Origin of the sequence: Streptomyces sp. NPDC126503 (assembly GCF_040302405.1) — a bacterium.
Taxonomy (GTDB): domain Bacteria; phylum Actinomycetota; class Actinomycetes; order Streptomycetales; family Streptomycetaceae; genus Streptomyces; species Streptomyces gulbargensis.
The window spans coordinates 1-23,565 of sequence record NZ_JBEORS010000004.1; the positions used below are offsets into that span (position 1 = coordinate 1).

Here is a 23,565-nt window from a genome sequence, read left to right on the forward strand (position 1 = left end):
AACCTCGACCATCCGAAGATGGACGGGGTATCAACTAATCTGGCGTTGATTTTTGGCACGCTGTTGAGTTCTCAAGGTGCGGACGCTTCCTTCGTTCCTGTTTCCAGGCCCTCCGGGCGCTTCCTTCGTTTCCAACCTTACCAGATCCTTTTTCCGTTCCGTTTCCGGTTCGGATTCTGTATCCGGTGGCCTGTTGGCGGCCTTTGCCTTTCGGCGTGGTCACTACTTTAGCCGATTCCCTCGGCGACTCATAATCGAGTCGTTCGAAACGAATTTCGGAATGCCGAAATACGCCCCGCCCGGGGGTGATCTTCAGAGGTAGTGGGTGGCCGCTCCGGAGTGCTTGAACAAGCAGGCCGGTTCCTGCGGCTCGGAATACGTTAGGCGTTCGTCCGGCCGGAGTCAAGTCTCCGCTTGCGGGGCTGGTGAGCGCGGTAGGGGCTGACCGTCGGGTCGTCCGCGATCCAGAAGCGCCAGGGGTGCGGGGCGCCGTCGCCTCCGACTCCGGTGCGGGGGCCCTGGCGGATGCGGGACGCCGGGGGCGGGGTGCCGTGGAGCAGGGAGAGAGGGGCGCCGGGGCCGGCGCAGACGTCGGTGCCGTTCAGGGAGAGGGCGACGTCCAGGGCCGTGGCCAGGCGGGCCGGGCCCTTCGCCAGTTCCGTGTCCGTGCGGGCCGAGCGGCGGCGGGCGCGGGCCTGGTCGGCGCCCGTGAGGATCTCGCCCGCGCGCAGCAGCACCCCGCTCGCCTCGCCCTCGGGGCCGCACACCACGTTGAGGCAGTGCCACATCCCGTACGTGAAGTAGACGTACGCGTGTCCGGGCGGCCCGAACATGACGGCGTTCCGGGCCGTGCGGCCGCGGAAGGCGTGCGAGCCCGGATCGATCGCGCCGGCGTACGCCTCCGCCTCCGTCAGGCGGAGCTCTATCCGGCCCTCCTCCGAGGTGCGCACGAGCGTGCGGCCGAGGAGGTCGCGGGCGACGTCCAGGACAGGGCGGTCGAAGAAGGCGCGGGGAATCGGCGTACGGTCGGGGCTCTCGGTCATGGCGTCCGAGGGTAACGGGGACCGCGGGGGAACCGGCTACGGTCCTGACGCGTATGTAGGGGTCAGGACAGAGAAGGAGTGGAACATGGGGTTCAAGAAGCTGCTGGCGAGCCTGGGTGCCGGTGGGGCCACCGTGGAGACGGTGCTCACCGAGGAGAACGTGGTTCCGGGTGGTGTCGTCCAGGGTGAGGTGCGGATCCAGGGCGGCAGCGTCGACCAGCAGATCGAGGGTCTGTCCGTGGGGCTGCAGGCGCGTGTGGAGGTCGAGGGCGGCGACCAGGAGCACAAGCAGGATCTCGAGTTCGTCAAGGTACGGCTCGGTGGTGCCTTCGAGGTGAAGGCCGGGGCGGTGCACGTGGTGCCGTTCGGTCTGGAGATCCCGTGGGAGACGCCCGTGACGTCGGTGGCCGGTCAGCGGCTGCCCGGCATGAACATCGGGGTGACCACCGAGCTGGAGATCGCCCGCGCCGTGGACTCGGGCGACCTGGACCCGATCAACGTGCACCCGCTTCCGGCGCAGCAGGCGATCCTGGACGCCTTCGTCCAGCTGGGCTTCCGCTTCAAGAGCGCCGACATGGAGCGCGGTCACATCCGTGGGACGCGGCAGAAGCTGCCGTTCTACCAGGAGATCGAGTTCTTCGCGCCGCAGCAGTACCGGGGCCTGAACCAGGTCGAGGTCAGCTTCGTCGCCGACGAGCGCGAGATGGACGTCGTCCTGGAGATGGACAAGAAGCCGGGTCTGTTCGGTGAGGGCAGCGACTCCTTCCGGGCCTTCAAGGTCGGCCTGAACGACTTCCACACCACCGACTGGGCGGCCTACCTGAACCAGTGGCTCGCCGAGGTCGGCGGTCGCCGCAACTGGCTCTAGGCTCGGTTCGTCAGTACGACGGGCGATTCGAAGGGTTTCGACATGTCCGAGGGCAAGAGGGCGCCCCTGCCGCACGACTTCCATCCGCCGGTGCCGGAGTTCACGGTGGTGAGCGAGGACATCGCGCCGGGCGGTGTGCTGAAGGACGCCCAGGTGTACGCGGAGGGGAACGTCTCCCCGCACCTGAGCTGGGAGGGGTTCCCTGCGGAGACCAAGAGCTTCGCCGTGACCTGCTTCGACCCGGACGCCCCCACGGGCAGCGGGTTCTGGCACTGGGTGCTGTTCGACATCCCGGCATCGGTCACGGAGCTTCCGGCCGGCGCCGGTTCGGGGTCGTTCGAGGGACTGCCGACGGGTGCCGTGCACGCGCGGAACGATTACGGGGCGAAGGAATTCGGGGGCGCCGCTCCCCCGGCCGGGGATCCCGCGCACCGGTACGTCTTCACCGTGTACGCGGTGGACACCGAGAAGCTCGGGCCGGACGCGGACACGTCGCCGGCCGCGGTCGGTTTCAACCTGCGGTTCCACACGCTGGGCCGCGCGCAGTTGATCGGGGAATACGCCGCTCCCGCCGAGGACTGATCGTTCGTTTGTTGTTTGCCCGCTTCTGGTCTTGGAGAGATCAGAAGCGGGCATCTTTTGTTGCACGGGAAATTGCGTTGTCCGACTCGGCCGGCCCGGCCATCGTTGATCCAAGCTCGAAGCCCCGCCGGGGGGCGGCGGGCCGGCATACGGGAGGTGGGCAACATGCGGGACACGCTGGTACTCAACGCGAGCTTCGAGCCGCTGTCGACGGTCACACTCAACCGTGCGGTGGTGCTCGTCCTGCAGGACAAGGCCGTCGTCGAGCAGGCCCATCCCGAGCTGCGGGTGCGCGGTGCCGCCGTCGATCTGCCGGTGCCCCGGGTGATCAGGCTCTGCCGGTACGTACGGGTGCCGTTCCGAAGACAGGCCCCGTGGTCGAGGCGGGGGGTGCTGATCAGGGACCAGCACCGGTGCGCGTACTGCGGGAAGCGGGCGACCACGGTGGATCACGTGGTGCCCCGGGCGCAGGGTGGCGGGGACAGCTGGCTGAACACGGTGGCGTCCTGCGCGGAGGACAATCACCGCAAGGCGGACCGCACGCCCGAGCAGGCGGGGATGCCGCTGCTGCACCAGCCGTTCGTACCGACGCCGGCGGACGCGATGCTGCTGGCGATGCGGGCGGGTGAGCGGTCGGAGCTGCCGGAGTGGCTGGCGAACGCAGCCGCGTGAGTCAGGTGAGAGGCGTCGGACGGACGGACCGGTGTGCCGCATGAGGCGCGAGGACCCGGTGGGGGCCCGCGGCCGGTGACGTACGGGAAGGGCCCGTCTCCTCTCGGGGAGGCGGGCCCTTCCGGTCACTTCAGGGTGAGCTGGAGGATGGCCACCACGCCGACGGCGATGATCACGCCGCGCAGGACGGTGGGCGGCAGACGGCGTCCGACCTTGGCGCCGATCTGGCCGCCGACGGTGGAACCGACGGCGATGAGGAGGACGGCCGTCCAGTCGAATTCGGCGACGAAGAGGAAGAAGACGGCGGCGACGCCGTTGACGAGGGCCCCCAGGATGTTCTTGACGGCGTTGACGCGCTGCAGGTTGTCGTGGAGCAGCAGGCCCATGAGGGAGAGGTAGAGCACTCCCTGGGCGGCGCCGAAGTAGCCGCCGTACATGCTCGCGAGGAGCAGCCCCAGGAGGAGGACGGGGCCGCCGTCGGGGTGGGCCTCGGTGCCGGTCTGTTCGCGGCGGCGCTTGAGGGCCGCGGCGATGCGGGGCTGGAGGAGGACGAGGACGAGCGCGAGGCCGATGAGGACGGGCACGATCGCGTCGAAGGCGTCGGACGGCAGGGCCAGGAGCAGGACGGCACCGGTGAGGCCGCCGAGGAGGGCGGCGGTGCCGAGGCGCAGGACGCGGCGGGTCTGGCCCTTGAGCTCGCGGCGGTAGCCGATGGCGCCGCTGACGGCGCCGGGGACGAGCCCGAGGGTGTTGGACACGTTGGCGGTGATCGGGGGCAGTCCGGTGGCGAGGAGGACGGGGAACGTGATCAGCGTTCCCGATCCGACGATCGTGTTGATGGTTCCCGCGCCGATGCCGGCGGCGAAGACCGCCAGCGCTTCCCAGATGGACAACGCCATCTCCTTACATGGTCAGTGGCTCGCCTCCCCGCCCTGCGTGCGGCAGGGTCGAGGGGCTCGCACCGATCATGCACGGAGTTACGTGTACGTGTCAGTCAACGGTGGGTTCTTCTCGCCTTTCGGACCCGCTGCCCTTGGTGTTGAAGCCGGGGGCGCCGGGCCCGAGGTTGCCGAAGGCGCCGGAGAGGCCCTTGAGCGCGTCGCCGATCTCGCTGGGCACGATCCAGAGCTTGTTGGCGTCGCCCTCGGCGATCTTCGGGAGCATCTGGAGGTACTGGTAGGAGAGCAGCTTCTGGTCGGGGTCGCCCGCGTGGATGGCCTCGAAGACGGTGCGGACGGCCTGGGCCTCGCCCTCGGCGCGCAGGGCGGCGGCCTTGGCCTCACCCTCGGCGCGGAGGATCTGGGACTGCTTCTCGCCCTCGGCGGTGAGGATGGCGGACTGCCGGGTGCCCTCGGCGGTGAGGATGGCGGCGCGCTTGTCGCGTTCGGCGCGCATCTGCTTCTCCATCGAGTCCTGGATGGAGGTCGGGGGCTCGATGGCCTTGAGCTCGACGCGGTTGACGCGGATGCCCCACTTGCCGGTGGCCTCGTCGAGGACGCCGCGCAGGGCCGCGTTGATCTCCTCGCGGGAGGTGAGGGTCCGCTCCAGGTCCATGCCGCCGATGATGTTGCGGAGGGTGGTGACGGTGAGCTGTTCGATCGCCTGGATGTAGCTGGCGACCTCGTAGGTCGCGGCGCGGGCGTCGGTCACCTGGTAGTAGATGACGGTGTCGATGTTGACGACCAGGTTGTCCTGGGTGATCACCGGCTGCGGCGGGAAGGGGACGACCTGCTCGCGGAGGTCGATCCGGTTGCGGATCGTGTCGATGAACGGGACGACGATGTTGAGTCCGGCGTTGAGCGTGCGGGTGTAGCGGCCGAACCGCTCCACGATGGCCGCGCTGGCCTGCGGGATGACCTGGATCGTCTTGATCAGGGCGATGAAGACGAGCACCACCAGAATGATCAGGACGATGATGACTGCTGACATCGTGTTCCCCGTGCCCTTCGCTGCCGGTTGTCTGCCGGGTTGCTTTCGATGATCGAGTTTCCCAGATGGCGGAGCGTCATGGGCGAGGTTCGGTCACATGACGACGGCGGTGGCCCCGTCGATCTCGACGACGTCGACCCGGTCACCGGGTTCGAAGCTCTGCCCGGTGTCGAGCGCGCGGGCCGACCAGACCTCGCCGGCGAGCTTGATGCGGCCTCCGTCGCCGTCGACCCGTTCCAGCACGATCGCCTGACGGCCTCTCAGGGCGTCCACGCCGCTGGAGAGCCGGGGTCCGCCGTCGCGGTGGCGGGCGGCGATGGGGCGGACCACCGCCAGGAGCGCCACGGAGACCACGACGAAGACGACCACCTGGGCGACGATGCCGAAGCCGAGGGCGGCGGTCACGGCTCCCGCGACCGCCCCGACGGCGAACATGCCGAATTCGGGCATGGCTGTCAGGACCAGGGGAATGCCGAGCCCCACCGCGCCGATCAGCCACCAGACCCATGCGTCGATGTCCACGGGGTCATGGTAGGGGCGGGCGGGGCCTTCCGGACAGGGCGCGGGCGGCTGTGCGGGACGCCGGCGCGGGCGGATCACTTCAGGGGCAGGCCGTGCGCGGTCCACCGCTCGCCGACGCGCTCGACGAGGAGCGGAAGGCCGAAGCAGAGGGAGAGGTTGCGGGAGGTGAGCTCGGTCTCCATGGGGCCGGCGGCGAGCACCTTGCCCTGACGGATCATCAGGACGTGGGTGAAGCCGGGGGCGATCTCCTCCACGTGGTGGGTGACCATGACCATGGAGGGGGCGTACGGGTCGCGGGCGAGGCGGCCGAGGCGGCGGACGAGGTCCTCGCGGCCGCCGAGGTCCAGGCCGGCGGCGGGCTCGTCGAGGAGGAGGAGCTCGGGGTCGGTCATCATGGCGCGGGCGATCAGGGTGCGCTTGCGCTCGCCCTCGGAGAGGGTGCCGAACTTCCGGTCCAGGTAGTCGTTCATGCCGAGGCGGTCGAGGAAGGCCTTGGCGCGCTGCTCGTCGACCGGGTCGTAGTCCTCGTGCCAGGTGGCGGTCATGCCGTACGCGGCGGTGAGGACGGTCTGCAGGACGGTCTGGCGCTTGGGCAGCTTCTCCGCCATGGCGATGCCGGCCATGCCGATGCGGGGACGGAGTTCGAAGACGTCGGTGCCGACGCCGCCGAGCTGCTCGCCGAGGACGGTGGCGGTGCCCTTGGTGGGGAAGAGGTAGCTGGAGGCGATGTTGAGGAGGGTGGTCTTGCCGGCCCCGTTGGGGCCGAGGATCACCCAGCGCTCACCCTCCTTGACCGACCAGGAGACCTCGTCCACCAGAGCCCGTCCGTCGCGGACCACGGATACGTCCACCAGCTCCAGTACATCGCTCATGAGCGCGTTGTCTCCCCTTGCGGTCGAGTCGTTTCGTCGCCGTGCGCCGGTGGGCGCGGCGTCCAGGGGAAAACCTACGTTATCGGTGGGGCGGCCCGGTCCCTAGGGCGTGCTTGGCGTCCCTGGGGCCCGCCCGGAGTCCCTACTCTGGGGGGATGCTTTCGGAACCACGCTCAGGACGTCTGGCCGCCTGGGGCAATGCGCTGCTGGCCGGGGCGGTGTCGCCGGACGAGGCGGCGTCGGCCGTTGTAGGGGAGGACGCGGTGCACCGCGTGACGGGGCTGCCCGGGGAGCCGGTCCCGGTGGGGCTGACGCTGGCCCTGGGGCGGCTGCGGCGGCTCGGGGTGACCGGGTGGCGGGTGGCGCTGCCGGCGCCGGGGCATCCGCTGGGGCTGAGCGGTCCGCCGGAGTTCAACGCGCGGGCGCTGGAGGCGGAGGAGGCGGCGGTCGGTTTCGGGGCGCCGTACGGTCTCGTGCCCGAGGTTTCGGAGGTCGGGCCGGAGGGCGACCGGCACGTGGAGGTGCTCTGGCACTGTCTGGCGGTCCGGGAGACCCCGCCGGCGGACGTCCCCTCGCTCGGTGAGGCGGAGCGGGAACTGGCGGAGGCCCTGCGCGAGGCGACGACGGTCCTGACGCGGCTGGACGTGGCGGCCTCGGGCCCGGCGGCGGACGTGGCGAGGGAGGCGTACCGGGCGCGGTCCGAGGCGGGGCGCGAGGTTCTGGCCCCTGGTTATCCCCCGCGGGCGGTTCGCGTCCTGGAGCTGGCCCGGCGGATCGGTCTCCTGGTGGACCTGGCGTACGGCCACGGCCACGGGGGCGCGGTCAGCGCCTCGGAGATGGCGGCGCGGGGGGCGGCGTTGCGGCCGGTGGAGCGGGTGGCCCGCAGGGCGCAGGTCGCCGCGTACAACTCCTATGTGGAGGAGAGGGAGCGGGAGCGGGGGTTCTGACCGCTGCCGCCCGGCTCGCCCGGGGCGGCCGTGGGCCGGGCCGGGGGCGCGGTCCCGGCCCCGGTCAGCGGGTGAGGCCGTGGCGGACCGCCCAGAGGGCCGCCTGGGTGCGGTCGGCGAGGTCGAGCTTCATCAGGATGTTCGAGACGTGGGTCTTGACCGTCTTCTCGGAGAGGACGAGGGCCCGGGCGATCTCCCGGTTGGAGCGTCCGTCCGCGATGAGGCCGAGGACCTCCCGCTCCCGCTCGGTGAGCGTCGAGCCGCGTCCCGTGCCGCCCTGCGGGTCGTCCTGGGCGAGGAGGGCGTCGGCGACCTCGGGCTGGAGCAGGACGTGACCGGCGTGGACGGAGCGGATGGCGCCGGCGAGCGCGTCGGGGTCGACGTCCTTGTACACGTACCCGGAGGCTCCGGCGCGCAGCGCGGGCACGACCGTGCGCTGCTCGGTGAAGCTGGTGACGATCAGGACCTTGGCCGGGTTGCCGAGTCCGCGCAGCCGCTTGAGCGCCTCGATGCCGTCGGTCCCGGGCATCTTGACGTCCATGAGGACCACGTCGGGACGGAGCTCCTCGGCGCGGGCGACGCCCTCGGCGCCGTCGGCGGCCTCCCCCACGACCTCTATGTCGTCCTGGACCTCCAGGAAGGTGCGCAGTCCGCGGCGGACGACCTGGTGGTCGTCGACGAGCAGGACACGAATGGGCTTGTCAGCCACCGGGGACCTCCATCTCGATCGTGGTGCCCTCGCCCGGGGCCGAGGTCACGGTGAGGCGTCCGCCGACGCCGCTCGCCCGGTCCCGCATGGAGACCAGGCCGAGGTGACGGCCGGCACTGCGGACCGTACCGGGGTCGAAGCCCTTCCCGTCGTCGGTGACGGCGAGCCGCGCGCCGTGGCCGGCGCGGGACAGGGAGACGGTGACGAGTCCGGCGTCGGCGTGGCGCAGGGCGTTGTGCAGGGCTTCCTGCGCGACCCGGAGGACCGCCTCCTCCTGGGCGGCGGGCAGGGCCCGTACCCCCTGGCTGTCGAAGACGACCCGGGCGGTGTGGGCGCGGTCCAGGACCTGGATCTGGGTACGGAGGGTGTGGACGAGGCCGTCCTCGTCGAGGGCGGCGGGGCGGAGCTCCACGACGGCGGCGCGGAGCTCGTCGGCGGCCTCGGCGGCGAGCGCGGCGACCTGCTGGAGCTCCCCCTTGGCGCGGGCCGGGTCGCGGTCCACGAGGGCGGCGGCGGCCTGGGCGGTGAGGCGCAGGGAGAACAGCTTCTGGCTGACGGCGTCGTGCAGCTCGTGGGCCAGCCGCGAGCGCTCCTCGGCGATGGTGAGTTCGCGGCTGCGCTCGTAGAGGCGGGCGTTGGTGAGGGCGATGGCGGCGTGCTGGGCGAGGATGCCGAGGAGTTCCTCGTCCTCCTCGGTGAAGCCGCAGTCTCCGCCGGGCCGGGGGCAGCGCTTGTTGGCGAGGAAGAGGGCCCCGAGGATCTCGTCCCCGTCGCGGACCGGGAGGCCGAGGAAGTCGGACATCTCGGGGTGGGCGTCGGGCCAGCCCTCGAAGCGGGGGTCGTGGCGGACGTCGGCGAGGCGCTCGGGCTCGGCCTTGTGGAGCATCGAGGCGAGGATGCCGTGCTGGCGGGGCAGGGGGCCGATCGCCCGCCACTGCTCGTCGCTGACGCCGTCGACGACGAACTGGGCGAAGCCGCCGTGGTCGTCCGGGACGCCCAGGGCCGCGTACTCGGCGTCGAGCAGCTCGCGGGCGGAGGCGACGATCGTCTTCAGGACGTCGCGCACCTCCAGGTGGCGGCTCATCGCGAGGAGTGCGGTGCTCACGGCGGCCAGGCCGGAGCTCGGTCGATGGCTCATGGGCTCACCGTACCGGCGGGGTGTGACGGTGCGTATCCGCCCGGGGACGGCCCCGGAGCAGGACTCGAGACCTAGGGCCTTTCTTCCGGATCTTGCCGGGCTCGCGTCGCCTGGCACGCCCGCTCTCCCCCGTAGCCCTCCGGGCACGGGAGGTACCCCCACCGCATGGACTCCCTCCTCCGCCTTGCGATCTTCCCCTGGGCCCTGCGGGCCCGGGGAGACCCCAAGCACCGGACGCCGCTCCCTGATCCGGCCTGATCCGGAAGAAAGACCCTGGGTCGGACCGGACGCGGGGTCGGGTCGTCCGCAGGGAGGAGGCGGCTCACTGTGCGCATTGCTGGCGCAACGTGCCGTGACCCCTCCGGGGGGCGGGTGTGAGCCCGCGCATAGGACGCAGGTCACTTACGAATCTCCCTAGTGGAGGGGTAAAGGCCGCATCAGTGCGGGGTGAGTGGGCCGGGGGGCCGCGTGGGTGGCCTGTGCACGGGCCCCTGATCCACTATCCGGGATCGTACGTCACACCTTTGCCACAGGTTTTTGCGGCCGCTAAGAATTGCCACCGTCGCCGCCGAGCAGGCGCAGCGCCGCCCCGGCCCAGCGACGACCCCCAGCGATTCGAAGAGGTAGTCCTGCATGTCTGCGAACACCCCTGGCCACAGTCGTGGTCTGAAGAAGACCCACAAGGCCACGATCGCCGGCGTCGCCGCTCTGGGCGCCGCGGCGCTCACGCTCTCCCTCGTCCCCGGTAACGGCTCCACCGAAACCGAGCCGCAGGCCCTCGCCGGCACCCAGCAGGTGGCCTGGGCGTACGACGCCCAGAGCCCGCAGGCCAAGGCGCTGGCCGCCAGCGTCACCGAGCAGCGGACCACCGTCGGCCTGAAGGCGCAGCAGGCGGCCGAGGCACAGGCCAAGGCCGCCGCCGCGGCCAAGGCGCAGGCCGCCGCGAAGGCCAAGGCGGCCGCCGCCGCCAAGGCGAAGGCCCAGGCTCAGGCGAAGGCCAAGGCCGAGGCGCAGGCCCGTGCCAAGGCCGCCGTGAAGAAGCGTGCCGCGACGAAGACCGTCGCGAGCCGTGCCGCCGTCCGCGCGCCGGTCTTCGCGAACAACCTCGACGGCTGGATCCGCGAGGCGCTGTTCATCATGGACAAGCACAACATCCCGGGCACCTACCACGGGCTGCACAAGAACATCATGCGCGAGTCCAGCGGCAACCCGCGGGCCATCAACAACTGGGACATCAACGCCATCAACGGCGTCCCGTCCAAGGGTCTGCTGCAGGTCATCTACCCGACCTTCAAGGCGTACCACGTGCCGGGCACCAAGTTCGACCAGTACGACCCGGTCGCCAACATCGTCGCCGCCGCCAACTACGCGGCCGACCGCTACGGCTCGATCGACAACGTCAACAGCGCCTACTGATCCGGCGCGGTTCCCCTGTCGTACGCCGAAGGGCGGCACCCCCACGCGGGGTGCCGCCCTTCGGCGTCGTCACGGGGTCGTCACTTGCGCATGACCTCGGGCTCGTGGCGGCGCAGCAGCCGGGCCACGACGAAGCCGAGGACGACGGTCATGAACAGCAGCACGCCGATGTTGAAGGTCCACTGGCCGGCGCTGTGCTCCCACAGCGGGTCCAGGTCGGTGGGGTTCTTCGGGTCCCACGGCGCCATGAGGTGCGCGAGGTCGAGCGTGGTGCCGGCGCCGGCGATGGCCCAGCGGGACGGCATGAGCCAGGCGAACTGTTCCAGGCCGGGCGAGCCGAAGACCTTGAAGAGGATGCCGGTGAAGACGACCTGGACGATCGCGAACATGACGAGCAGCGGCATGGTCTTCTCGGCGGTCTTCACCAGCGAGGAGATGACCAGGCCGACCATCATCGAGGTCAGGCCGAGGGCGATGACGACGAGGCAGAGCTCGACGGCCGGCGGCATGAGCAGGCCCTCGGCGGGCAGCTCGCGGATGGCGAAGCCGATGCCGCAGAGGATGACGCCCTGGAAGGCCGTGATGACACCGAGGACGATCACCTTGGACATCAGGTAGGCGGAGCGGGAGAGACCGGTGGCGCGCTCCCGTTCGTAGATCACCCGTTCCTTGATCAGTTCTCGGACGGAGTTGGCGGCGCCGGAGAAGCACATGCCGACCGCGAGGATCAGCATGATGATGCCGGCGTCGCCGTTGAACCGGTGGGGCGGCGTGGGCGGGGCCAGGCCGAACTTCGCGGGGATGACGACGGAGACCGAGCCGATCACCGCGGGAAGCATCACCATGAGGGCGAGGAAGCCCTTGTCGGAGGCGATCACCGAGGTGTAGCGGCGGATCAGGGTCCACAGCTGCGAGCCCCAGCCCTGCGGCTTGGGCGGGCGGGACACCGCCTGCTGCGGGACCTGGACGGGCTGGGCGGCGACGGCGTCGATGTCGGCCGCGTACAGCTGGTAGTGCTGCGAGCCCTTCCAGCGTCCGGCCCAGTCGTAGTCGCGGTAGTTCTCGAAAGCGGAGAAGACGTCGGCCCAGCTGGCGTAGCCGAAGAAGTTCAGCGCCTCGTCCGGCGGGCCGAAGTAGGCCACGGAGCCGCCGGGAGCCATGACGAGGAGCTTGTCGCACAGGCCCAGCTCGGCGACGGAGTGGGTGACGACGAGGACCGTACGGCCGTCGTCGGCGAGGCCGCGCAGGAGCTGCATGACGTCGCGGTCCATGCCCGGGTCGAGGCCGGAGGTGGGCTCGTCGAGGAAGATCAGCGACGGCTTGGTCAGCAGCTCCAGGGCGACGGAGACGCGCTTGCGCTGGCCACCGGAGAGGGAGGTGACCTTCTTCTCCTTGTGGATGTCGAGCTTGAGCTCGCGCAGCACCTCGTCGATGCGGGCCTCGCGCTCGGCGGCGGCGGTGTCGCCGGGGAAGCGGAGCTTGGCGGCGTAGCGGAGCGCCTTCTGGACGGTCAGCTCCTTGTGCAGGATGTCGTCCTGCGGGACCAGACCGATGCGCTGGCGCAGCTCGGCGAACTGCTTGTAGAGGCTGCGGTTGTCGTAGAGGACGTCGCCCTCGTTGGCGGGCCGGTAGCCGGTGAGCGCCTTGAGGAGGGTGGACTTTCCGGAGCCGGAGGGGCCGATGACGCCGATGAGCGACTTCTCGGGGACGCCGAAGCTGACGTCCTTGAGGATCTGCTTGCCGCCGTCGACGGTGACCGTGAGGTGGCGGGCCGAGAAGGAGACGGAGCCGGTGTCGACGAACTCTTCCAGCTGGCCGCCGACGATCCGGAAGGTGGAGTGGCCGACGCCGACGATGTCCTGGGGGCCGAGGAGGGCGGTGCCGCCCTTGGGGATCGGCTGGCCGTTGACGTAGGTGCCGTTGTGCGAGCCGAGGTCACGGATCTCGAAGCGGCCGTCGGGGGTCGCGTGGAACTCGGCGTGGTGGCGCGAGACCTGGAGGTCGGAGACGACCAGTTCGTTCTCGAGCGCGCGGCCGATGCGCATGACGTGGCCGAGGGCCAGCTGGTGGAAGGTGGTGGGGCTGCGTTCGGCGTACGCCGAGGAGGCGCCTGCGGCTCCCCGGGTGCCCGGCACCTTCTGCGCGAGCTGCTCGACGGGGCCGCCCTGGCCCGGGTGTCCGGCGGGGCCCTGCTGGTGGGGGACCTGGGGCGGTACGGCCGCGGGCTGCGGCGCCTGCTGCTGCCAGCCCTGGTGCCGCGGGGCCTGCGCGGCGGCCCAGTCGGCCGGGGCGGCGCCGTGGGCGGCGGGGGCCTGGGCGTGCGGAGCGGGGGCCTGGGCGTGGGCCTGCTGCGCGGGCATCGGCGCCTGCTGCGCGGCCGGGCCGCCGGCGGAGAGATTCAGCCGCGGGCCGTCGGTGGCGTTGCCGAGGTGGACGGTCGTGCCCGGGGCGATCTCCAGCTGCTGGATCCGCTGCCCGTGGACGAAGGTGCCGTTGGTGGAACCGTGGTCCTCGATGACCCAGCTCCGGCCGCCCCAGCTGATCGTGGCGTGGCGCCACGAGACCCTGGCGTCGTCGATGACCAGGTCACCCTGCGGATCGCGGCCCAGGGTGTACGACCTGGCCGGATCGAGGGTCCAGGTCCTGCCGTTCAATTCCAGTACGAGTTCTGGCACTCCATGCCCCACTACTTGTCCCCCGATGTCCCCCCGGTCGCCGGGAGTCCAGGGATGGCGAATCATCCGGGGGGAACTATTTCAGGCCCGGTCCCGTATCCGGAAGTCGGGCCGTGTGAAGACCCGGGGGCGGGTGCGCTCGGGCGGGCCCCGGGGCGGGCGGCGGTGGCCCGGCGGGCGGGGTGCGGGGACCGGCCCGGGTGTCCGCTGGGCGGGACGGGGGGCCGGGTGGCACGCCGTGCCCGATACGGTGGAACCACCATGAGCGCATCGCAGACCTCAGACGTTCCCACCCTTCTCGTCAAGATCTTCGGGAAGGACCGTCCCGGGATCACCGCCGGACTCTTCGACACCCTCGCCGCCTTCTCCGTCGACGTCGTGGACATCGAGCAGGTCGTCTCCCGCGGCCGCCTCGTCCTGTGCGCGCTCGTCACCGAGCCGACCGTCACCTCCCAGGGGGAGCTGCGGGCCACCGTGCACAGCTGGGCCGAGTCCCTGAAACTGCAGGCCGAGATCATCTCGGGCACGGGTGACAACCGGCCGCGCGGCCACGGCCGCTCCCACGTCACGGTGCTCGGGCACCCGCTGACGGCCGAGCAGACGGCGGCCATAGCGGCCAGGATCGCCGGGGCCGGGGGCAACATCGACCGCATCTTCCGGCTGGCGAAGTATCCGGTGACCGCGGTCGAGTTCGCCGTGTCGGGCTGCGAGACGGAGCCGCTGCGCACCGCCCTGGCCACCGAGGCGCACCGGGTCGGCGTCGATGTCGCCGTGGTCTCGGCGGGGCTGCACCGGCGGGCGCAGCGGCTGGTCGTCATGGACGTCGACTCGACGCTGATCCAGGACGAGGTCATCGAGCTGTTCGCGGCGCACGCGGGCTGTGAGGACGAGGTCGCCGAGGTGACGGCCGCGGCCATGCGCGGCGAGCTGGACTTCGAGCAGTCGCTGCACGCGCGGGTGGCGCTGCTGGCCGGTCTGGACGCCTCCGTGGTGGACAAGGTCCGCGCGGAGGTCCGGCTGACCTCCGGCGCCCGCACCCTGATCCGTACGCTGAAGCGGCTCGGCTACCAGGTCGGCGTGGTCTCGGGCGGATTCACGCAGGTCACGGATGACCTGAAGGAACGTCTCGGGCTCGACTTCGCGCAGGCCAACACGCTGGAGATCGTCGACGGCAAGCTGACGGGCCGGGTGACCGGGGAGATCGTGGACCGGGCGGGCAAGGCGCGGCTGCTGCGCCGGTTCGCGGCGGAGGCCGGGGTGCCGCTGGCGCAGACCGTGGCGATCGGTGACGGGGCCAACGACCTGGACATGCTGAACGCGGCCGGGCTCGGGGTGGCGTTCAACGCCAAGCCGGTGGTGCGGGAGGCCGCGCACACGGCGGTGAACGTGCCGTTCCTGGACACGGTGCTCTACCTGCTGGGGATCACCCGCGAAGAGGTCGAGGCCGCGGACGGCGGCGAGGTCCCGTCGCACTGAGTGCCGGTACGGAGCGTCTGTGAGGGGCCCGGCCGCCGGGAGGCGGCCGGGCCCCTTCGCGTACGGGTCGGAAGCCCGCTCCTGCGGTCATACGGGTCACAGGACCGTACGGGCCGCGCGGCGGACCCGGTGGGGCGGGGCAGGGCCCGACGGGGGCAGGGTCAGGCGTGGGGGGCCCAGAAGTCCACGAGGCGTCCCACGCCGTGCTCCACCGACTTCCACGTGCCGTCGAAGGTGACGACGGCGAAGGCGGCGGTCGGGAAGCCGCTGCGGTTCATACGGGCCAGCAGGTCGCCGTCGGCCTGGCCGGACAGGGCGTCGGCGAGGGCGTGCATGCCGGGATTGTGTCCGATGAGCAGGAGGTCGTGGACGTCGTCCGGGACCTCGTTGAGCAGGGCGATGAGCTCGCCGAGCGAGGCCTCGTACATCCGCTCCTCGTAGACGGTCCTCGGGCGCTCGGGAAGCTCGTGCACGGCCAGCTTCCACGTCTCGCGGGTTCTGGCGGCGGTCGAGCAGAGGGCCAGGTCGAAGCGGTGGCCGGCGTCGGCGAGCCGGCGGCCCGCGACGGGGGCGTCCTGGCGTCCGCGCTCGGCGAGCGGCCGCTCGTGGTCGGACACCTGGGGCCAGTCTGCCTTCGCGTGCCGGAGCAGCACGATCCTGCGGGGTGTTTCGACGCTCATGGTCCCCAGCTTCGCACGGATCAGGCTCCGTTGACTCGGAGAGAGAGCGTTTGCTGGACGCGCTCCAGGACCCGCTCGACCCCCGCTTCCCCGGAGGCCGCGTGGCTCTCGCCCGGCCCGGACATGAGGAGCAGAAGGGTGGTGAAGGCCGCCACCGGGAGGGCGAGGGCCCACCAGGGCAGCCGGGTGTCGACGCCGGCGGACGGGGTGGGGACACTGCTGTGCGAACGCGCCGGCATGGCCGCCTCCGAGGGGTGGTGGGGATCCGCTTTTCGCGGTGTCTCCACCGTAGGGATCACCGGCGCGCCGGCCCATCAGGTGATCCACCCATGTGTCCCGGAGACGCGCCCCCTAGGGGACAGGGGGGACAGCCCCCGTACGCCCGCCGGTCAGGGGGAGGCGAGCGTGGCGACGACGGCGATGAGGACCGTGATGCCGAGCATCGCGCCGAGCACGACGAGCAGCTTCTTCTGGCCGTTCTGGGGATTGGGTTCGAGGACTGGCATGGGCCCAGTCTCGCATCTCAGCACTCGTCCTCGACGGTCCGGTCCCGTCCGGCGAGGATGCCGGCGAGCATCTGGGGCACCATGAGGCCGCCCATGAGGGCGATCGGCAGGCCCCAGCCGCCGCTGTGCTGGTAGAGCACGCCGACGAGGAGCGGTCCCGGGATGGAGATGAGGTAGCCGACGCTCTGCGCGAAGGCGGAGAGGCGGACGACTCCGGCACCGGTCCTCGAGCGCAGGCCGATCATGGTGAGGGCGAGCGGGAAGGAGCAGTTGGAGACGCCGAGGAGCAGCGCCCAGAGCCACGCTCCGGCGGCCGGGGCGAGCAGCAGGCCGGTGTAGCCGGCGAGGCCGCAGGTGGCGAGGGCGACGACGATGGGGCCCTGGGTCCGCATCCGGGTCGCCAGGCGCGGGATCACGAAGGCGAGCGGGACGCCCATGACCATGGTGACGGCGAGGAGCACGCCGGCGGTGGAGGCGGGGACGCCGGCGTCGCGGAAGATCTGCGGCATCCAGCCCATCGTGATGTAGGCGCCGGTGGCCTGGAGGCCGAAGAAGCAGCCGAGCGCCCAGGCGGTGCGGGAGCGGGTGACGCGGGGCGCGGGGGCGCCGGCCGGCGTCGCGCCGCGGGGAGCCGTACCGCTCTCCCCCGTGCGCGCCCCGTCCCCGTTCCCGCCTCCGGCCGGACCGCGGTCGCGGTCACGCAGGACGGGGAGCCACGGCAGGACGGCGAGGGCCGCGAGGGCGGCCCAGACGCCGAGGCCGAGGCGCCAGTCGCCGCCGAGGGCGTCGGTCATCGGGACGGTGGCCGCCGCGGCGACGGAGGTGCCGAGGGCCAGCGCCATCGAGTACAGGCCCGTCATGGAGCCGACGCGGTCGGGGAAGTACCGCTTGACGATGACGGGCATCAGCACGTTGCTGACGGCGATGCCCATGAGGGCGAGCGCGCTGGCGGCGAGGAAGGCGGCGGTGCCGGTGGCGAGGGGCCGGAGCGCGAGGCCGGCGAAGATCGCGGCCATGCCGGCGCAGACGACGGCGGCCGGGCCGAAGCGGCGGGCGAGGCGGGGTGCGGTGATGCCGAAGACCGCGAAGCAGAGCGGCGGGACGGAGGTGAGGACTCCGGCGACCGTGCCGCTCATGTGGAGGTTCGCGCTGACCTCTTCGAGGAGGGCGCCGAGGCTGGTGATGGCGGGGCGCAGGTTGAGCGCGGCCAGGACGAGTCCGACGGTGACGAGGCCGAGGGTCCAGCGCCGGACGGCGGGAGCGGGCCGGGCCTGCCCGGCCTGTTCCGCGGCCGGGGCGTCCCCGGCGGACGCGGGACCTCCGGTCGGGCCGGTGGTGGTCTCGGGTGCCGGGGCGGGGGCCGGGATCGCGGCCGGCCGGGCGGTGGGGTCGAGGGTCTTCGGCTCGTCGGGCATGGAACCATCATAGAATCATGGGATGATTGGTTGTCCAATCTCGAACGAATGGGACGGTGCTCCATGGCCCTCGGCCATCCCCGCCGCACGGGACTCTCCGATCAGGTGATCGCCGAGCTGCGGAACCAGATCACCTCCGGCGAGTGGCCGGTCGGTTCCCGGATCCCGACCGAACCCGAGCTGGTCGAGCAGCTGGGCGTGGCCCGCAACACCGTCCGTGAGGCGGTCCGGGCCCTCGCCCACAACGGTCTGCTCGACATCCGGCAGGGTTCGGGGACGTACGTCGTCGCCACCAGCGAGCTCGCCGGCGTCATGCACCGGCGCTTCGCCGGCTCCGACCCCCGGCACGTGGCCGAGCTGCGGTCGACGCTGGAGTCGGCGGCGGCCCGGTTCGCGGCCCTGCGGCGCTCGGAACGGGACCTCAAGCAGCTCGACGCCCTGCTCGTACGACGGGAGGAGGCGTGGGAGTCCGGGGACGCCGAGCGGTTCGTGACGGCGGACGCGGCCTTCCACCACGCGGTGGTCGCCGCGTCCGGGAACGAGGTGCTCACCGAGCTGTACGCGGACCTGGGTGACGTGCTGCGGGACTGGCTGCGCGACGACGTGGGGCGGGAGCTGCGGCCGGAGAACCACATGGACCACGCGCGGCTCGTCGACGCGATCCGGGACGGGGACGCCGAGCGGGCCGCAGCGGAGGCGGCCGGCTATCCCTTCATGTGCCTGAGGAGTCCCGGGCGGGAGGCGGATCCACCGGCTGGTGGGTGAGCCAGGCGGCCGCCACCTCCTTCCAGCAGCGGGCGGTGATCCGGGCGTAGTCGGTGGGGACCACGTCGACGGGGGCGCTGTCGGTGTCGAGGTCCCACCAGCGCTCGCACTCGACGTGGAGGCGGACCCGGTCCGTGACGGGGTACGGGTTGCGGCAGTAGGCGGTGACGCGGGAGCCCTGGACGACCGTGCGGCAGGAGGCGCCGAAGTTCTCGGGCTCCCCGCCCTCGGGCTTCCCGGCCCCGTCGCCCGCCCGGGCCCGTACGGGCTCCCCCGCACGCTTCCCGGCTCCGTCGAGATCGTCCCCGGCCCGTACGGGCTCCCCCGCGGGCAGGGTCGCCGCGGTGGAGAGGTCCTCGGCCGGCACGGGGGCGGCGCGGACGTCGGCGGCGACGGCGAGCCCCGCGAGCAGGGCGGCGACCGAGGCGAACGCGGCGAAGCCGCTGGGTATCGCGCGCATGTCCGCACCTCCTCCCCGGCAGTAGCCGGAACATCACGCTCCGACCAGTCTGGAGGGATTTGGGCGACTTTTCGAGTTGGGAGCGAAAGGCCTGGTCAGGAACCCGTTCGGCGGACACGGCGCCCCCCGGGGGAGAGTCCGGGGACGGCGCGAGGGCCGCACGGCACCCCCGGAAGGGGCGGCCGTACGGCCCTCGGCCGGCTCGGGACGGCGCCGGGCCGGCCCGCCGGGAAACGCGTCAGGCGCCGATCGCGTGCAGACCGCCGTCGACGTGGATGATCTCGCCCGTGGTCTTCGGGAACCAGTCGGAGAGCAGCGCCACGACACCGCGGCCGGCCGGCTCCGGGTCGGCCAGGTTCCACTCCAGCGGGGAACGGCTGTCCCAGACGGCTGCGAGCTCGCTGAAGCCCGGGATGGACTTGGCGGCCATCGAGCCGATCGGGCCGGCGGAGATCAGGTTGCAGCGGATGTTCTGCTTGCCCAGGTCACGGGCCATGTAGCGGCTCGTCGCCTCCAGGGCGGCCTTGGCCGGGCCCATCCAGTCGTACTGCGGCCAGGCGTACTGGGCGTCGAAGGTGAGGCCGACGACCGAGCCGCCCTGGTTCATCAGCGGCAGCAGCGCCATGGTGAGGGACTTCAGCGAGAAGGCGGAGACGTGCATGGCCGTCGCGACCGACTCGAAGGGGGTCTGGAGGAAGTTGCCGCCGAGGGCGTCCTGCGGGGCGAAGCCGATGGAGTGGACGACGCCGTCCAGGCGGTCGCCGAGCTGCTCGCGGACCTGGCCCTCCAGGCGGGCGAGGTGCTCGTCGTTGGAGACGTCGAGCTCCAGCACCTTGACGTTCTCGGGCCGGGGCAGCTTCTTGGCGATGCGCTCGGTGAGCGACGGCCGGGGCCACGCGGTGAGGATGATCTCCGCACCCTGTTCCTGGGCCAGCTTCGCGGTGTGGAAGGCGATGGAGGACTCCATCAGCACACCGGTGATCAGGATGCGCTTGCCCTCGAGAATTCCGCTCATGTGATCAGTGACCCATGCCCAATCCGCCGTCAACCGGGATGACGGCTCCAGTGATGTACGAGGCGTCGTCGGACGCGAGGAAGGTCACCGCGGCGGCGATCTCCTCCGGCTGCGCGTAACGGCCCAGGGGAACCTGGGAGACGATGCCCGCGCGCTGCTCGTCGGTGAGCACGGCGGTCATGTCGGTGTCCACGAAGCCGGGCGCGACGACGTTGAAAGTGATGTTGCGCGAGCCGAGCTCACGGGCCAGGGAGCGGGCGAATCCGACCAGACCGGCCTTGGACGCGGCGTAGTTGGCCTGGCCCGCGGAACCCAGCAGGCCGACCACCGAGGAGATGAGGACGACGCGGCCCTTCTTGGCCCGCAGCATTCCGCGGTTGGCGCGCTTGACGACCCGGAAGGTGCCGGTGAGGTTGGTGTCGAGGACGGACGTGAAGTCCTCCTCGGACATGCGCATCAGGAGCTGGTCCTTCGTCACGCCGGCGTTGGCCACGAGGACCTCGACCGGACCGTGCTTCTCCTCGATCTCCTTGTAGGCCTGCTCCACCTGCTCCGCGTCGGTGATGTCGCACTTGACGGCCAGGAAGCCGGCCGGCGGCTCACCGGAGCGGTACGTGATGGCGACCTTGTCGCCGGCCTCGGCGAACGCGCGGGCGATGGCCAGGCCGATGCCCCGGTTGCCTCCGGTGACGAGAACCGAGCGGCTCAACGGATCACCCTTTCGATAGCTGTCTGGTTACCGAAAACCTATCGGGCCCCTCCGCGATCCGGGGAATCGGGCCCTGACAGTCGCGTACGGATGTCGCTGTCGGGTCCCTACAGAAACTCTGGGCACCACGGCCGAAAGCGCGACATGATCAGGGCGACCGGCATCGCACGACAGGAGACAGCTGTGCCATCTGGGACCCATACGATCGACGAAGCCTTCACGGCGCTGCCGCTGAGGGCGCTCGCCGACGCGGCGCTCGCGAGGGCCCGCGCGCTCGGCGCCGAGCACGCCGACTTCCGCCTGGAGCGCGTACGCAGCGCCTCGTGGCGGCTGCGGGACGCCAAACCGTCCGGATCCTCCGACATCACGGACCTGGGCTACGCGGTGCGGGTGGTGCACGGCGGGGCCTGGGGCTTCGCGTCGGGGGTCGACCTCACCATGGACGCGGCCGCGCGGGTCGCCTCGCAGGCCGTGGCGATGGCCAAGCTGTCCGCGCAGGTGATCGCGGCGGCCGGGTCGACCGAACGCGTGGAGCTGGCCGATGAGCCGGTGCACGCGGACAAGGTGTGGATCTCCTCCTACGAGATCGACCCCTTCACGATCCCCTCCGAGGAGAAGAGCGCGCTGCTCGCCGACTGGAGCGCGCGGCTGCTGCGGGCGGACGGGGTGGCGCACGTGGACGCCTCCCTGCTCACCGTGCACGAGAACAAGTTCTACGCGGACACGGCGGGCACCGTCACCACCCAGCAGCGGGTCCGGCTGCACCCGCAGCTGACGGCCGTCGCCGTGGACGCCACGACCGGTGAGTTCGACTCGATGCGGACGATCGCGCCGCCGGTCGGCCGGGGCTGGGAGTACCTGACGGGCACCGGCTGGGACTGGGACGGGGAGCTGGAGGAGATCCCCGGGCTGCTCGCCGAGAAGATGCGGGCGCCGAGCGTGGAGGCCGGGCGCTACGACCTGGTCGTGGACCCGTCCAACCTGTGGCTGACGATCCACGAGTCGATCGGGCACGCGACCGAGCTGGACCGGGCGCTGGGGTACGAGGCGGCGTACGCGGGCACCTCCTTCGCCACCTTCGACCAGCTCGGCAAGCTGACCTACGGCTCCTCGGTCATGAACGTGACGGGCGACCGGACCGCCGAGCACGGCCTTGCGACCATCGGCTACGACGACGAGGGCGTCGAGGCGCAGTCCTGGGACCTGGTGAAGGACGGCACGCTCGTCGGCTACCAGCTGGACCGGCGGATCGCGAAGCTGACGGGCCTCGGCCGCTCCAACGGGTGCGCCTTCGCGGACTCCCCCGCCCACGTGCCGGTGCAGCGCATGGCGAACGTGTCGCTCCGGCCGGACCCGGGCGGTCTGTCGACGGAGGACCTGATCGGCGGTGTGGAGCGCGGGATCTACGTGGTCGGTGACCGGTCCTGGTCGATCGACATGCAGCGGTACAACTTCCAGTTCACCGGGCAGCGGTTCTTCCGCATCGAGAACGGCCGGCTGGCCGGGCAGCTGCGGGACGTCGCGTACCAGGCGACGACGACGGACTTCTGGGGCTCGATGGAGCAGGTCGGCGGCCCGCAGACGTACGTCCTCGGCGGTGCCTTCAACTGCGGCAAGGCCCAGCCGGGTCAGGTGGCGGCGGTCTCGCACGGCTGCCCGTCCGCCCTGTTCCGGGGTGTGAACATTCTGAACACGACGCAGGAGGCCGGTCGATGAGCCGCGTCAGCAAGCCGTACGAGATCGTCGAGCGGGCCCTGGAGCTGTCCCGCGCCGACGGATGTGTCGTGATCGCGGACGAGGAGTCCTCGGCGAATCTGCGCTGGGCGGGCAACGCGCTCACCACCAACGGGGTCACCCGGGGCCGGACGCTCACCGTGATCGCCACGGTCGACGGGAGCGAGGGCACCGCCTCGGGGGTGGTGTCCCGGTCGGCGGTGACGGCGGAGGACCTGGAGCCGCTGGTGCGGGCCGCCGAGGAGGCGGCGCGGGCGGCGGGCCCGGCGGAGGACGCGCAGCCGCTGGTCGGCGACGTGCCGGCGTCGCCCGACTTCACGGACGCGCCGGCCGAGACGTCCTCGGCGGTCTTCGCGGACTTCGCGCCCGCGCTCGGGGAGGCCTTCGCGCGGGCCCGGGCGGGCGGGCGGGAGCTGTACGGCTTCGCCCACCACCGGCTGACCTCCACGTATCTCGGTACGTCGGCGGGGCTCCGGCTGCGGCACGACCAGCCGACCGGCACCCTGGAGCTCAACGCCAAGTCGCCGGACCGCTCGCGCTCGGCGTGGGCGGGGCGCTCCACGCGTGACTTCAAGGACGTGGACCCGGCGGCGCTGGACGCGGACCTGGCGACCCGGCTCGGCTGGGCGGAGCGGCGGATCGAGCTGCCGGCCGGACGGTACGAGACGCTGCTGCCGCCGACGGCCGTGGCCGATCTGCTGATCTACCAGATGTGGTCGTCGGCGGGCCGGGACGCGGCGGAGGGCCGTACGGTCTTCTCCAAGCCGGGGGGCGGGACGCGGCTCGGGGAGACGCTGTCCCCGCTGCCGCTGACCCTGCGCAGCGACCCGAACGAGCCGGGCCTGGAGTCCGCGCCGTTCGTGATCGCGCACTCCTCCGGGGACGACTCGTCCGTCTTCGACAACGGTCTGCCGCTGGCGCCGACGGAGTGGGTGCGGGAGGGGAGGCTGGAGCGGCTGATCACGACCCGGCACTCCGCGGGGCTCACCCGCCTGCCCGTGGCGCCCGCGATCGGGAACCTGGTCCTGGACGGCGGCGGGGAGCGGTCGCTGGAGGAGATGGTGGCCGCCACGGAGCGGGGCCTGCTGCTGACCTGCCTCTGGTACATCCGCGAGGTCGATCCGGCGACGCTGCTGCTGACCGGGCTGACCCGGGACGGCGTGTACCTCGTCGAGAACGGCGAGGTCGTCGGCGAGGTGAACAACTTCCGGTTCAACGAGTCGCCGGTGGACCTGCTGTCGCGGGCCTCGGAGGCGGGCCGGACGGAGAAGACGCTGCCGCGCGAGTGGAGCGACTGGTTCACCCGGGCCGCGATGCCCGCGCTGCGGGTGCCGGACTTCAACATGAGTTCGGTCAGCAAGGGGGTCTGACCCGCCGGGGGTGCCCGGCGCCGCGAGCCCGGCAGGGCCGGCGGGGCACCCCCTAGACTGAG

Annotated in this window: 25 protein-coding genes; 10 read left to right on the forward strand and 15 right to left on the reverse strand. The window is 71.7% G+C overall.

The window, feature by feature from the left end:
• Positions 1–231, forward strand: a 231-nt coding sequence (locus ABTY40_RS06950) for a hypothetical protein (RefSeq protein ID WP_352058560.1), incomplete at its 5' end; no start/stop codon positions are given.
• Positions 232–380: 149 nt separating this feature from the next.
• On the opposite strand, the gene ABTY40_RS06955 is transcribed toward ABTY40_RS06950, so the two are convergent.
• Positions 381–1,043 carry a DNA-3-methyladenine glycosylase gene (locus tag ABTY40_RS06955; protein WP_352058561.1) on the reverse strand — a complete coding sequence of 221 codons (663 nt, stop codon included), beginning with the start codon at positions 1,041–1,043 and terminating at the stop codon, positions 381–383.
• Between the two features lie 85 nt (positions 1,044–1,128).
• Here ABTY40_RS06955 and ABTY40_RS06960 point away from each other — a divergent pair, with 85 nt between their 5' ends.
• The 3 genes from ABTY40_RS06960 to ABTY40_RS06970 all read left to right on the forward strand — a co-directional run bounded on the left by ABTY40_RS06960 (position 1,129) and on the right by ABTY40_RS06970 (position 3,165).
• Positions 1,129–1,911 carry a sporulation protein gene (locus tag ABTY40_RS06960; protein WP_345280607.1) on the forward strand — a complete coding sequence of 261 codons (783 nt, stop codon included), beginning with the start codon at positions 1,129–1,131 and terminating at the stop codon, positions 1,909–1,911.
• A gap of 42 nt (positions 1,912–1,953) precedes the next feature.
• Complete coding sequence (locus ABTY40_RS06965) at positions 1,954–2,493, forward strand: YbhB/YbcL family Raf kinase inhibitor-like protein (protein ID WP_352058562.1); 540 nt, start codon at positions 1,954–1,956, stop codon at positions 2,491–2,493.
• Between the two features lie 165 nt (positions 2,494–2,658).
• Complete coding sequence (locus tag ABTY40_RS06970; RefSeq protein WP_352058563.1) at positions 2,659–3,165, forward strand: HNH endonuclease; 507 nt, start codon at positions 2,659–2,661, stop codon at positions 3,163–3,165.
• A 125-nt stretch (positions 3,166–3,290) separates the two neighbouring features.
• Here the strand turns inward: ABTY40_RS06970 and ABTY40_RS06975 are convergent, their stop codons facing one another.
• The 4 genes from ABTY40_RS06975 to ABTY40_RS06990 all read right to left on the reverse strand — a co-directional run bounded on the left by ABTY40_RS06975 (position 3,291) and on the right by ABTY40_RS06990 (position 6,488).
• Positions 3,291–4,064, reverse strand: coding sequence for a sulfite exporter TauE/SafE family protein (locus ABTY40_RS06975; protein WP_352058564.1), 774 nt, complete (start codon positions 4,062–4,064; stop codon positions 3,291–3,293).
• 91 nt (positions 4,065–4,155) lie between these two features.
• Positions 4,156–5,094, reverse strand: a complete 939-nt coding sequence (locus ABTY40_RS06980; RefSeq protein ID WP_352058565.1) for an SPFH domain-containing protein — start codon at positions 5,092–5,094, stop codon at positions 4,156–4,158.
• Positions 5,095–5,187: 93 nt separating this feature from the next.
• Positions 5,188–5,616, reverse strand: coding sequence for an NfeD family protein (locus ABTY40_RS06985; protein WP_352058566.1), 429 nt, complete (start codon positions 5,614–5,616; stop codon positions 5,188–5,190).
• Positions 5,617–5,690: 74 nt separating this feature from the next.
• Positions 5,691–6,488 carry an ABC transporter ATP-binding protein gene (locus tag ABTY40_RS06990; protein WP_352058567.1) on the reverse strand — a complete coding sequence of 266 codons (798 nt, stop codon included), beginning with the start codon at positions 6,486–6,488 and terminating at the stop codon, positions 5,691–5,693.
• A 155-nt stretch (positions 6,489–6,643) separates the two neighbouring features.
• Here ABTY40_RS06990 and ABTY40_RS06995 point away from each other — a divergent pair, with 155 nt between their 5' ends.
• Positions 6,644–7,435, forward strand: a complete 792-nt coding sequence (locus ABTY40_RS06995; protein WP_352058568.1) for an Rv1486c family protein — start codon at positions 6,644–6,646, stop codon at positions 7,433–7,435.
• Positions 7,436–7,499: 64 nt separating this feature from the next.
• Here ABTY40_RS06995 and ABTY40_RS07000 read toward each other — a convergent pair whose 3' ends face one another.
• Together ABTY40_RS07000 and ABTY40_RS07005 are read right to left on the reverse strand one after the other, a co-directional pair.
• Entirely contained in the window at positions 7,500–8,144 is a 645-nt protein-coding gene (locus ABTY40_RS07000; RefSeq protein WP_345280621.1) for a response regulator, read from the reverse strand.
• Positions 8,137–9,282, reverse strand: a complete 1,146-nt coding sequence (locus tag ABTY40_RS07005) for a GAF domain-containing sensor histidine kinase (RefSeq protein ID WP_352058569.1) — start codon at positions 9,280–9,282, stop codon at positions 8,137–8,139. The genes ABTY40_RS07000 and ABTY40_RS07005 overlap by 8 nt, the downstream gene beginning before the upstream one ends.
• 633 nt (positions 9,283–9,915) lie before the next feature.
• On the opposite strand from ABTY40_RS07005, the gene ABTY40_RS07010 reads away from it, so the two are divergent.
• A complete protein-coding gene (locus ABTY40_RS07010; protein ID WP_352058570.1) occupies positions 9,916–10,698 on the forward strand; it encodes a transglycosylase SLT domain-containing protein in 783 nt (260 codons plus the stop codon).
• An 80-nt stretch (positions 10,699–10,778) separates the two neighbouring features.
• Here ABTY40_RS07010 and ABTY40_RS07015 read toward each other — a convergent pair whose 3' ends face one another.
• Positions 10,779–13,385, reverse strand: coding sequence for an ABC transporter ATP-binding protein/permease (locus tag ABTY40_RS07015; protein ID WP_352058571.1), 2,607 nt, complete (start codon positions 13,383–13,385; stop codon positions 10,779–10,781).
• A gap of 249 nt (positions 13,386–13,634) precedes the next feature.
• Here ABTY40_RS07015 and serB point away from each other — a divergent pair, with 249 nt between their 5' ends.
• Positions 13,635–14,849, forward strand: a complete 1,215-nt coding sequence (gene serB, locus ABTY40_RS07020; protein ID WP_352058572.1) for a phosphoserine phosphatase SerB — start codon at positions 13,635–13,637, stop codon at positions 14,847–14,849.
• Between the two features lie 161 nt (positions 14,850–15,010).
• Here serB and ABTY40_RS07025 read toward each other — a convergent pair whose 3' ends face one another.
• The 4 genes from ABTY40_RS07025 to ABTY40_RS07040 all read right to left on the reverse strand — a co-directional run bounded on the left by ABTY40_RS07025 (position 15,011) and on the right by ABTY40_RS07040 (position 17,450).
• Entirely contained in the window at positions 15,011–15,529 is a 519-nt protein-coding gene (locus ABTY40_RS07025) for a SixA phosphatase family protein (protein WP_352058573.1), read from the reverse strand.
• A 20-nt stretch (positions 15,530–15,549) separates the two neighbouring features.
• Positions 15,550–15,768 carry a hypothetical protein gene (locus ABTY40_RS07030; RefSeq protein WP_352058574.1) on the reverse strand — a complete coding sequence of 73 codons (219 nt, stop codon included), beginning with the start codon at positions 15,766–15,768 and terminating at the stop codon, positions 15,550–15,552.
• A gap of 150 nt (positions 15,769–15,918) precedes the next feature.
• Positions 15,919–16,035: an SGM_5486 family transporter-associated protein gene (locus ABTY40_RS07035; protein ID WP_309054261.1), complete on the reverse strand. Its 117-nt coding sequence runs from the start codon at positions 16,033–16,035 to the stop codon at positions 15,919–15,921.
• Positions 16,036–16,052: 17 nt separating this feature from the next.
• Positions 16,053–17,450 carry a CynX/NimT family MFS transporter gene (locus ABTY40_RS07040; RefSeq protein ID WP_352058575.1) on the reverse strand — a complete coding sequence of 466 codons (1,398 nt, stop codon included), beginning with the start codon at positions 17,448–17,450 and terminating at the stop codon, positions 16,053–16,055.
• 63 nt (positions 17,451–17,513) lie between these two features.
• Here ABTY40_RS07040 and ABTY40_RS07045 point away from each other — a divergent pair, with 63 nt between their 5' ends.
• On the forward strand, positions 17,514–18,215 hold the full coding sequence (locus ABTY40_RS07045) for a FadR/GntR family transcriptional regulator (RefSeq protein WP_352058816.1): 702 nt from the start codon (positions 17,514–17,516) through the stop codon (positions 18,213–18,215).
• Here ABTY40_RS07045 and ABTY40_RS07050 read toward each other — a convergent pair.
• The 3 genes from ABTY40_RS07050 to fabG all read right to left on the reverse strand — a co-directional run bounded on the left by ABTY40_RS07050 (position 18,163) and on the right by fabG (position 20,399).
• Positions 18,163–18,675, reverse strand: coding sequence for a hypothetical protein (locus tag ABTY40_RS07050; protein ID WP_352058576.1), 513 nt, complete (start codon positions 18,673–18,675; stop codon positions 18,163–18,165). The two genes, ABTY40_RS07045 and ABTY40_RS07050, sit on opposite strands and share 53 nt — an antisense overlap.
• A gap of 238 nt (positions 18,676–18,913) precedes the next feature.
• Positions 18,914–19,690, reverse strand: coding sequence for an enoyl-ACP reductase FabI (fabI, locus tag ABTY40_RS07055; RefSeq protein ID WP_345280639.1), 777 nt, complete (start codon positions 19,688–19,690; stop codon positions 18,914–18,916).
• A 4-nt stretch (positions 19,691–19,694) separates the two neighbouring features.
• Positions 19,695–20,399 (reverse strand): 3-oxoacyl-[acyl-carrier-protein] reductase, encoded by a 705-nt coding sequence (gene fabG, locus ABTY40_RS07060; RefSeq protein WP_345280641.1) that lies wholly within the window; start codon positions 20,397–20,399, stop codon positions 19,695–19,697.
• A gap of 204 nt (positions 20,400–20,603) precedes the next feature.
• On the opposite strand from fabG, the gene ABTY40_RS07065 reads away from it, so the two are divergent.
• Positions 20,604–22,115, forward strand: a complete 1,512-nt coding sequence (locus ABTY40_RS07065; RefSeq protein ID WP_502990515.1) for a TldD/PmbA family protein — start codon at positions 20,604–20,606, stop codon at positions 22,113–22,115.
• Entirely contained in the window at positions 22,112–23,503 is a 1,392-nt protein-coding gene (locus ABTY40_RS07070; RefSeq protein ID WP_352058578.1) for a metallopeptidase TldD-related protein, read from the forward strand. Before ABTY40_RS07065 ends, ABTY40_RS07070 begins: the two co-directional genes overlap by 4 nt.
• Positions 23,504–23,565: the final 62 nt, after the last annotated feature.

What these genes read in the sequence shown, in the direction of transcription:
- ABTY40_RS06955 (WP_352058561.1), bottom strand. Translation starts at nt 1,043, where the DNA reads ATGACCGAGAGCCCCGACCGTACGCCGATTCCCCGCGCCTTCTTCGAC.
- ABTY40_RS06960 (WP_345280607.1), top strand. Translation starts at nt 1,129, where the DNA reads ATGGGGTTCAAGAAGCTGCTGGCGAGCCTGGGTGCCGGTGGGGCCACC.
- ABTY40_RS06965 (WP_352058562.1), top strand. Translation starts at nt 1,954, where the DNA reads ATGTCCGAGGGCAAGAGGGCGCCCCTGCCGCACGACTTCCATCCGCCG.
- ABTY40_RS06970 (WP_352058563.1), top strand. Translation starts at nt 2,659, where the DNA reads ATGCGGGACACGCTGGTACTCAACGCGAGCTTCGAGCCGCTGTCGACG.
- ABTY40_RS06975 (WP_352058564.1), bottom strand. Translation starts at nt 4,064, where the DNA reads ATGGCGTTGTCCATCTGGGAAGCGCTGGCGGTCTTCGCCGCCGGCATC.
- ABTY40_RS06980 (WP_352058565.1), bottom strand. Translation starts at nt 5,094, where the DNA reads ATGTCAGCAGTCATCATCGTCCTGATCATTCTGGTGGTGCTCGTCTTC.
- ABTY40_RS06990 (WP_352058567.1), bottom strand. Translation starts at nt 6,488, where the DNA reads ATGAGCGATGTACTGGAGCTGGTGGACGTATCCGTGGTCCGCGACGGA.
- ABTY40_RS06995 (WP_352058568.1), top strand. Translation starts at nt 6,644, where the DNA reads ATGCTTTCGGAACCACGCTCAGGACGTCTGGCCGCCTGGGGCAATGCG.
- ABTY40_RS07005 (WP_352058569.1), bottom strand. Translation starts at nt 9,282, where the DNA reads ATGAGCCATCGACCGAGCTCCGGCCTGGCCGCCGTGAGCACCGCACTC.
- ABTY40_RS07010 (WP_352058570.1), top strand. Translation starts at nt 9,916, where the DNA reads ATGTCTGCGAACACCCCTGGCCACAGTCGTGGTCTGAAGAAGACCCAC.
- serB (WP_352058572.1), top strand. Translation starts at nt 13,635, where the DNA reads ATGAGCGCATCGCAGACCTCAGACGTTCCCACCCTTCTCGTCAAGATC.
- ABTY40_RS07025 (WP_352058573.1), bottom strand. Translation starts at nt 15,529, where the DNA reads ATGAGCGTCGAAACACCCCGCAGGATCGTGCTGCTCCGGCACGCGAAG.
- ABTY40_RS07030 (WP_352058574.1), bottom strand. Translation starts at nt 15,768, where the DNA reads ATGCCGGCGCGTTCGCACAGCAGTGTCCCCACCCCGTCCGCCGGCGTC.
- ABTY40_RS07035 (WP_309054261.1), bottom strand. Translation starts at nt 16,035, where the DNA reads ATGCCAGTCCTCGAACCCAATCCCCAGAACGGCCAGAAGAAGCTGCTC.
- ABTY40_RS07040 (WP_352058575.1), bottom strand. Translation starts at nt 17,450, where the DNA reads ATGCCCGACGAGCCGAAGACCCTCGACCCCACCGCCCGGCCGGCCGCG.
- ABTY40_RS07045 (WP_352058816.1), top strand. Translation starts at nt 17,514, where the DNA reads ATGGCCCTCGGCCATCCCCGCCGCACGGGACTCTCCGATCAGGTGATC.
- ABTY40_RS07050 (WP_352058576.1), bottom strand. Translation starts at nt 18,675, where the DNA reads ATGCGCGCGATACCCAGCGGCTTCGCCGCGTTCGCCTCGGTCGCCGCC.
- fabI (WP_345280639.1), bottom strand. Translation starts at nt 19,690, where the DNA reads ATGAGCGGAATTCTCGAGGGCAAGCGCATCCTGATCACCGGTGTGCTG.
- ABTY40_RS07070 (WP_352058578.1), top strand. Translation starts at nt 22,112, where the DNA reads ATGAGCCGCGTCAGCAAGCCGTACGAGATCGTCGAGCGGGCCCTGGAG.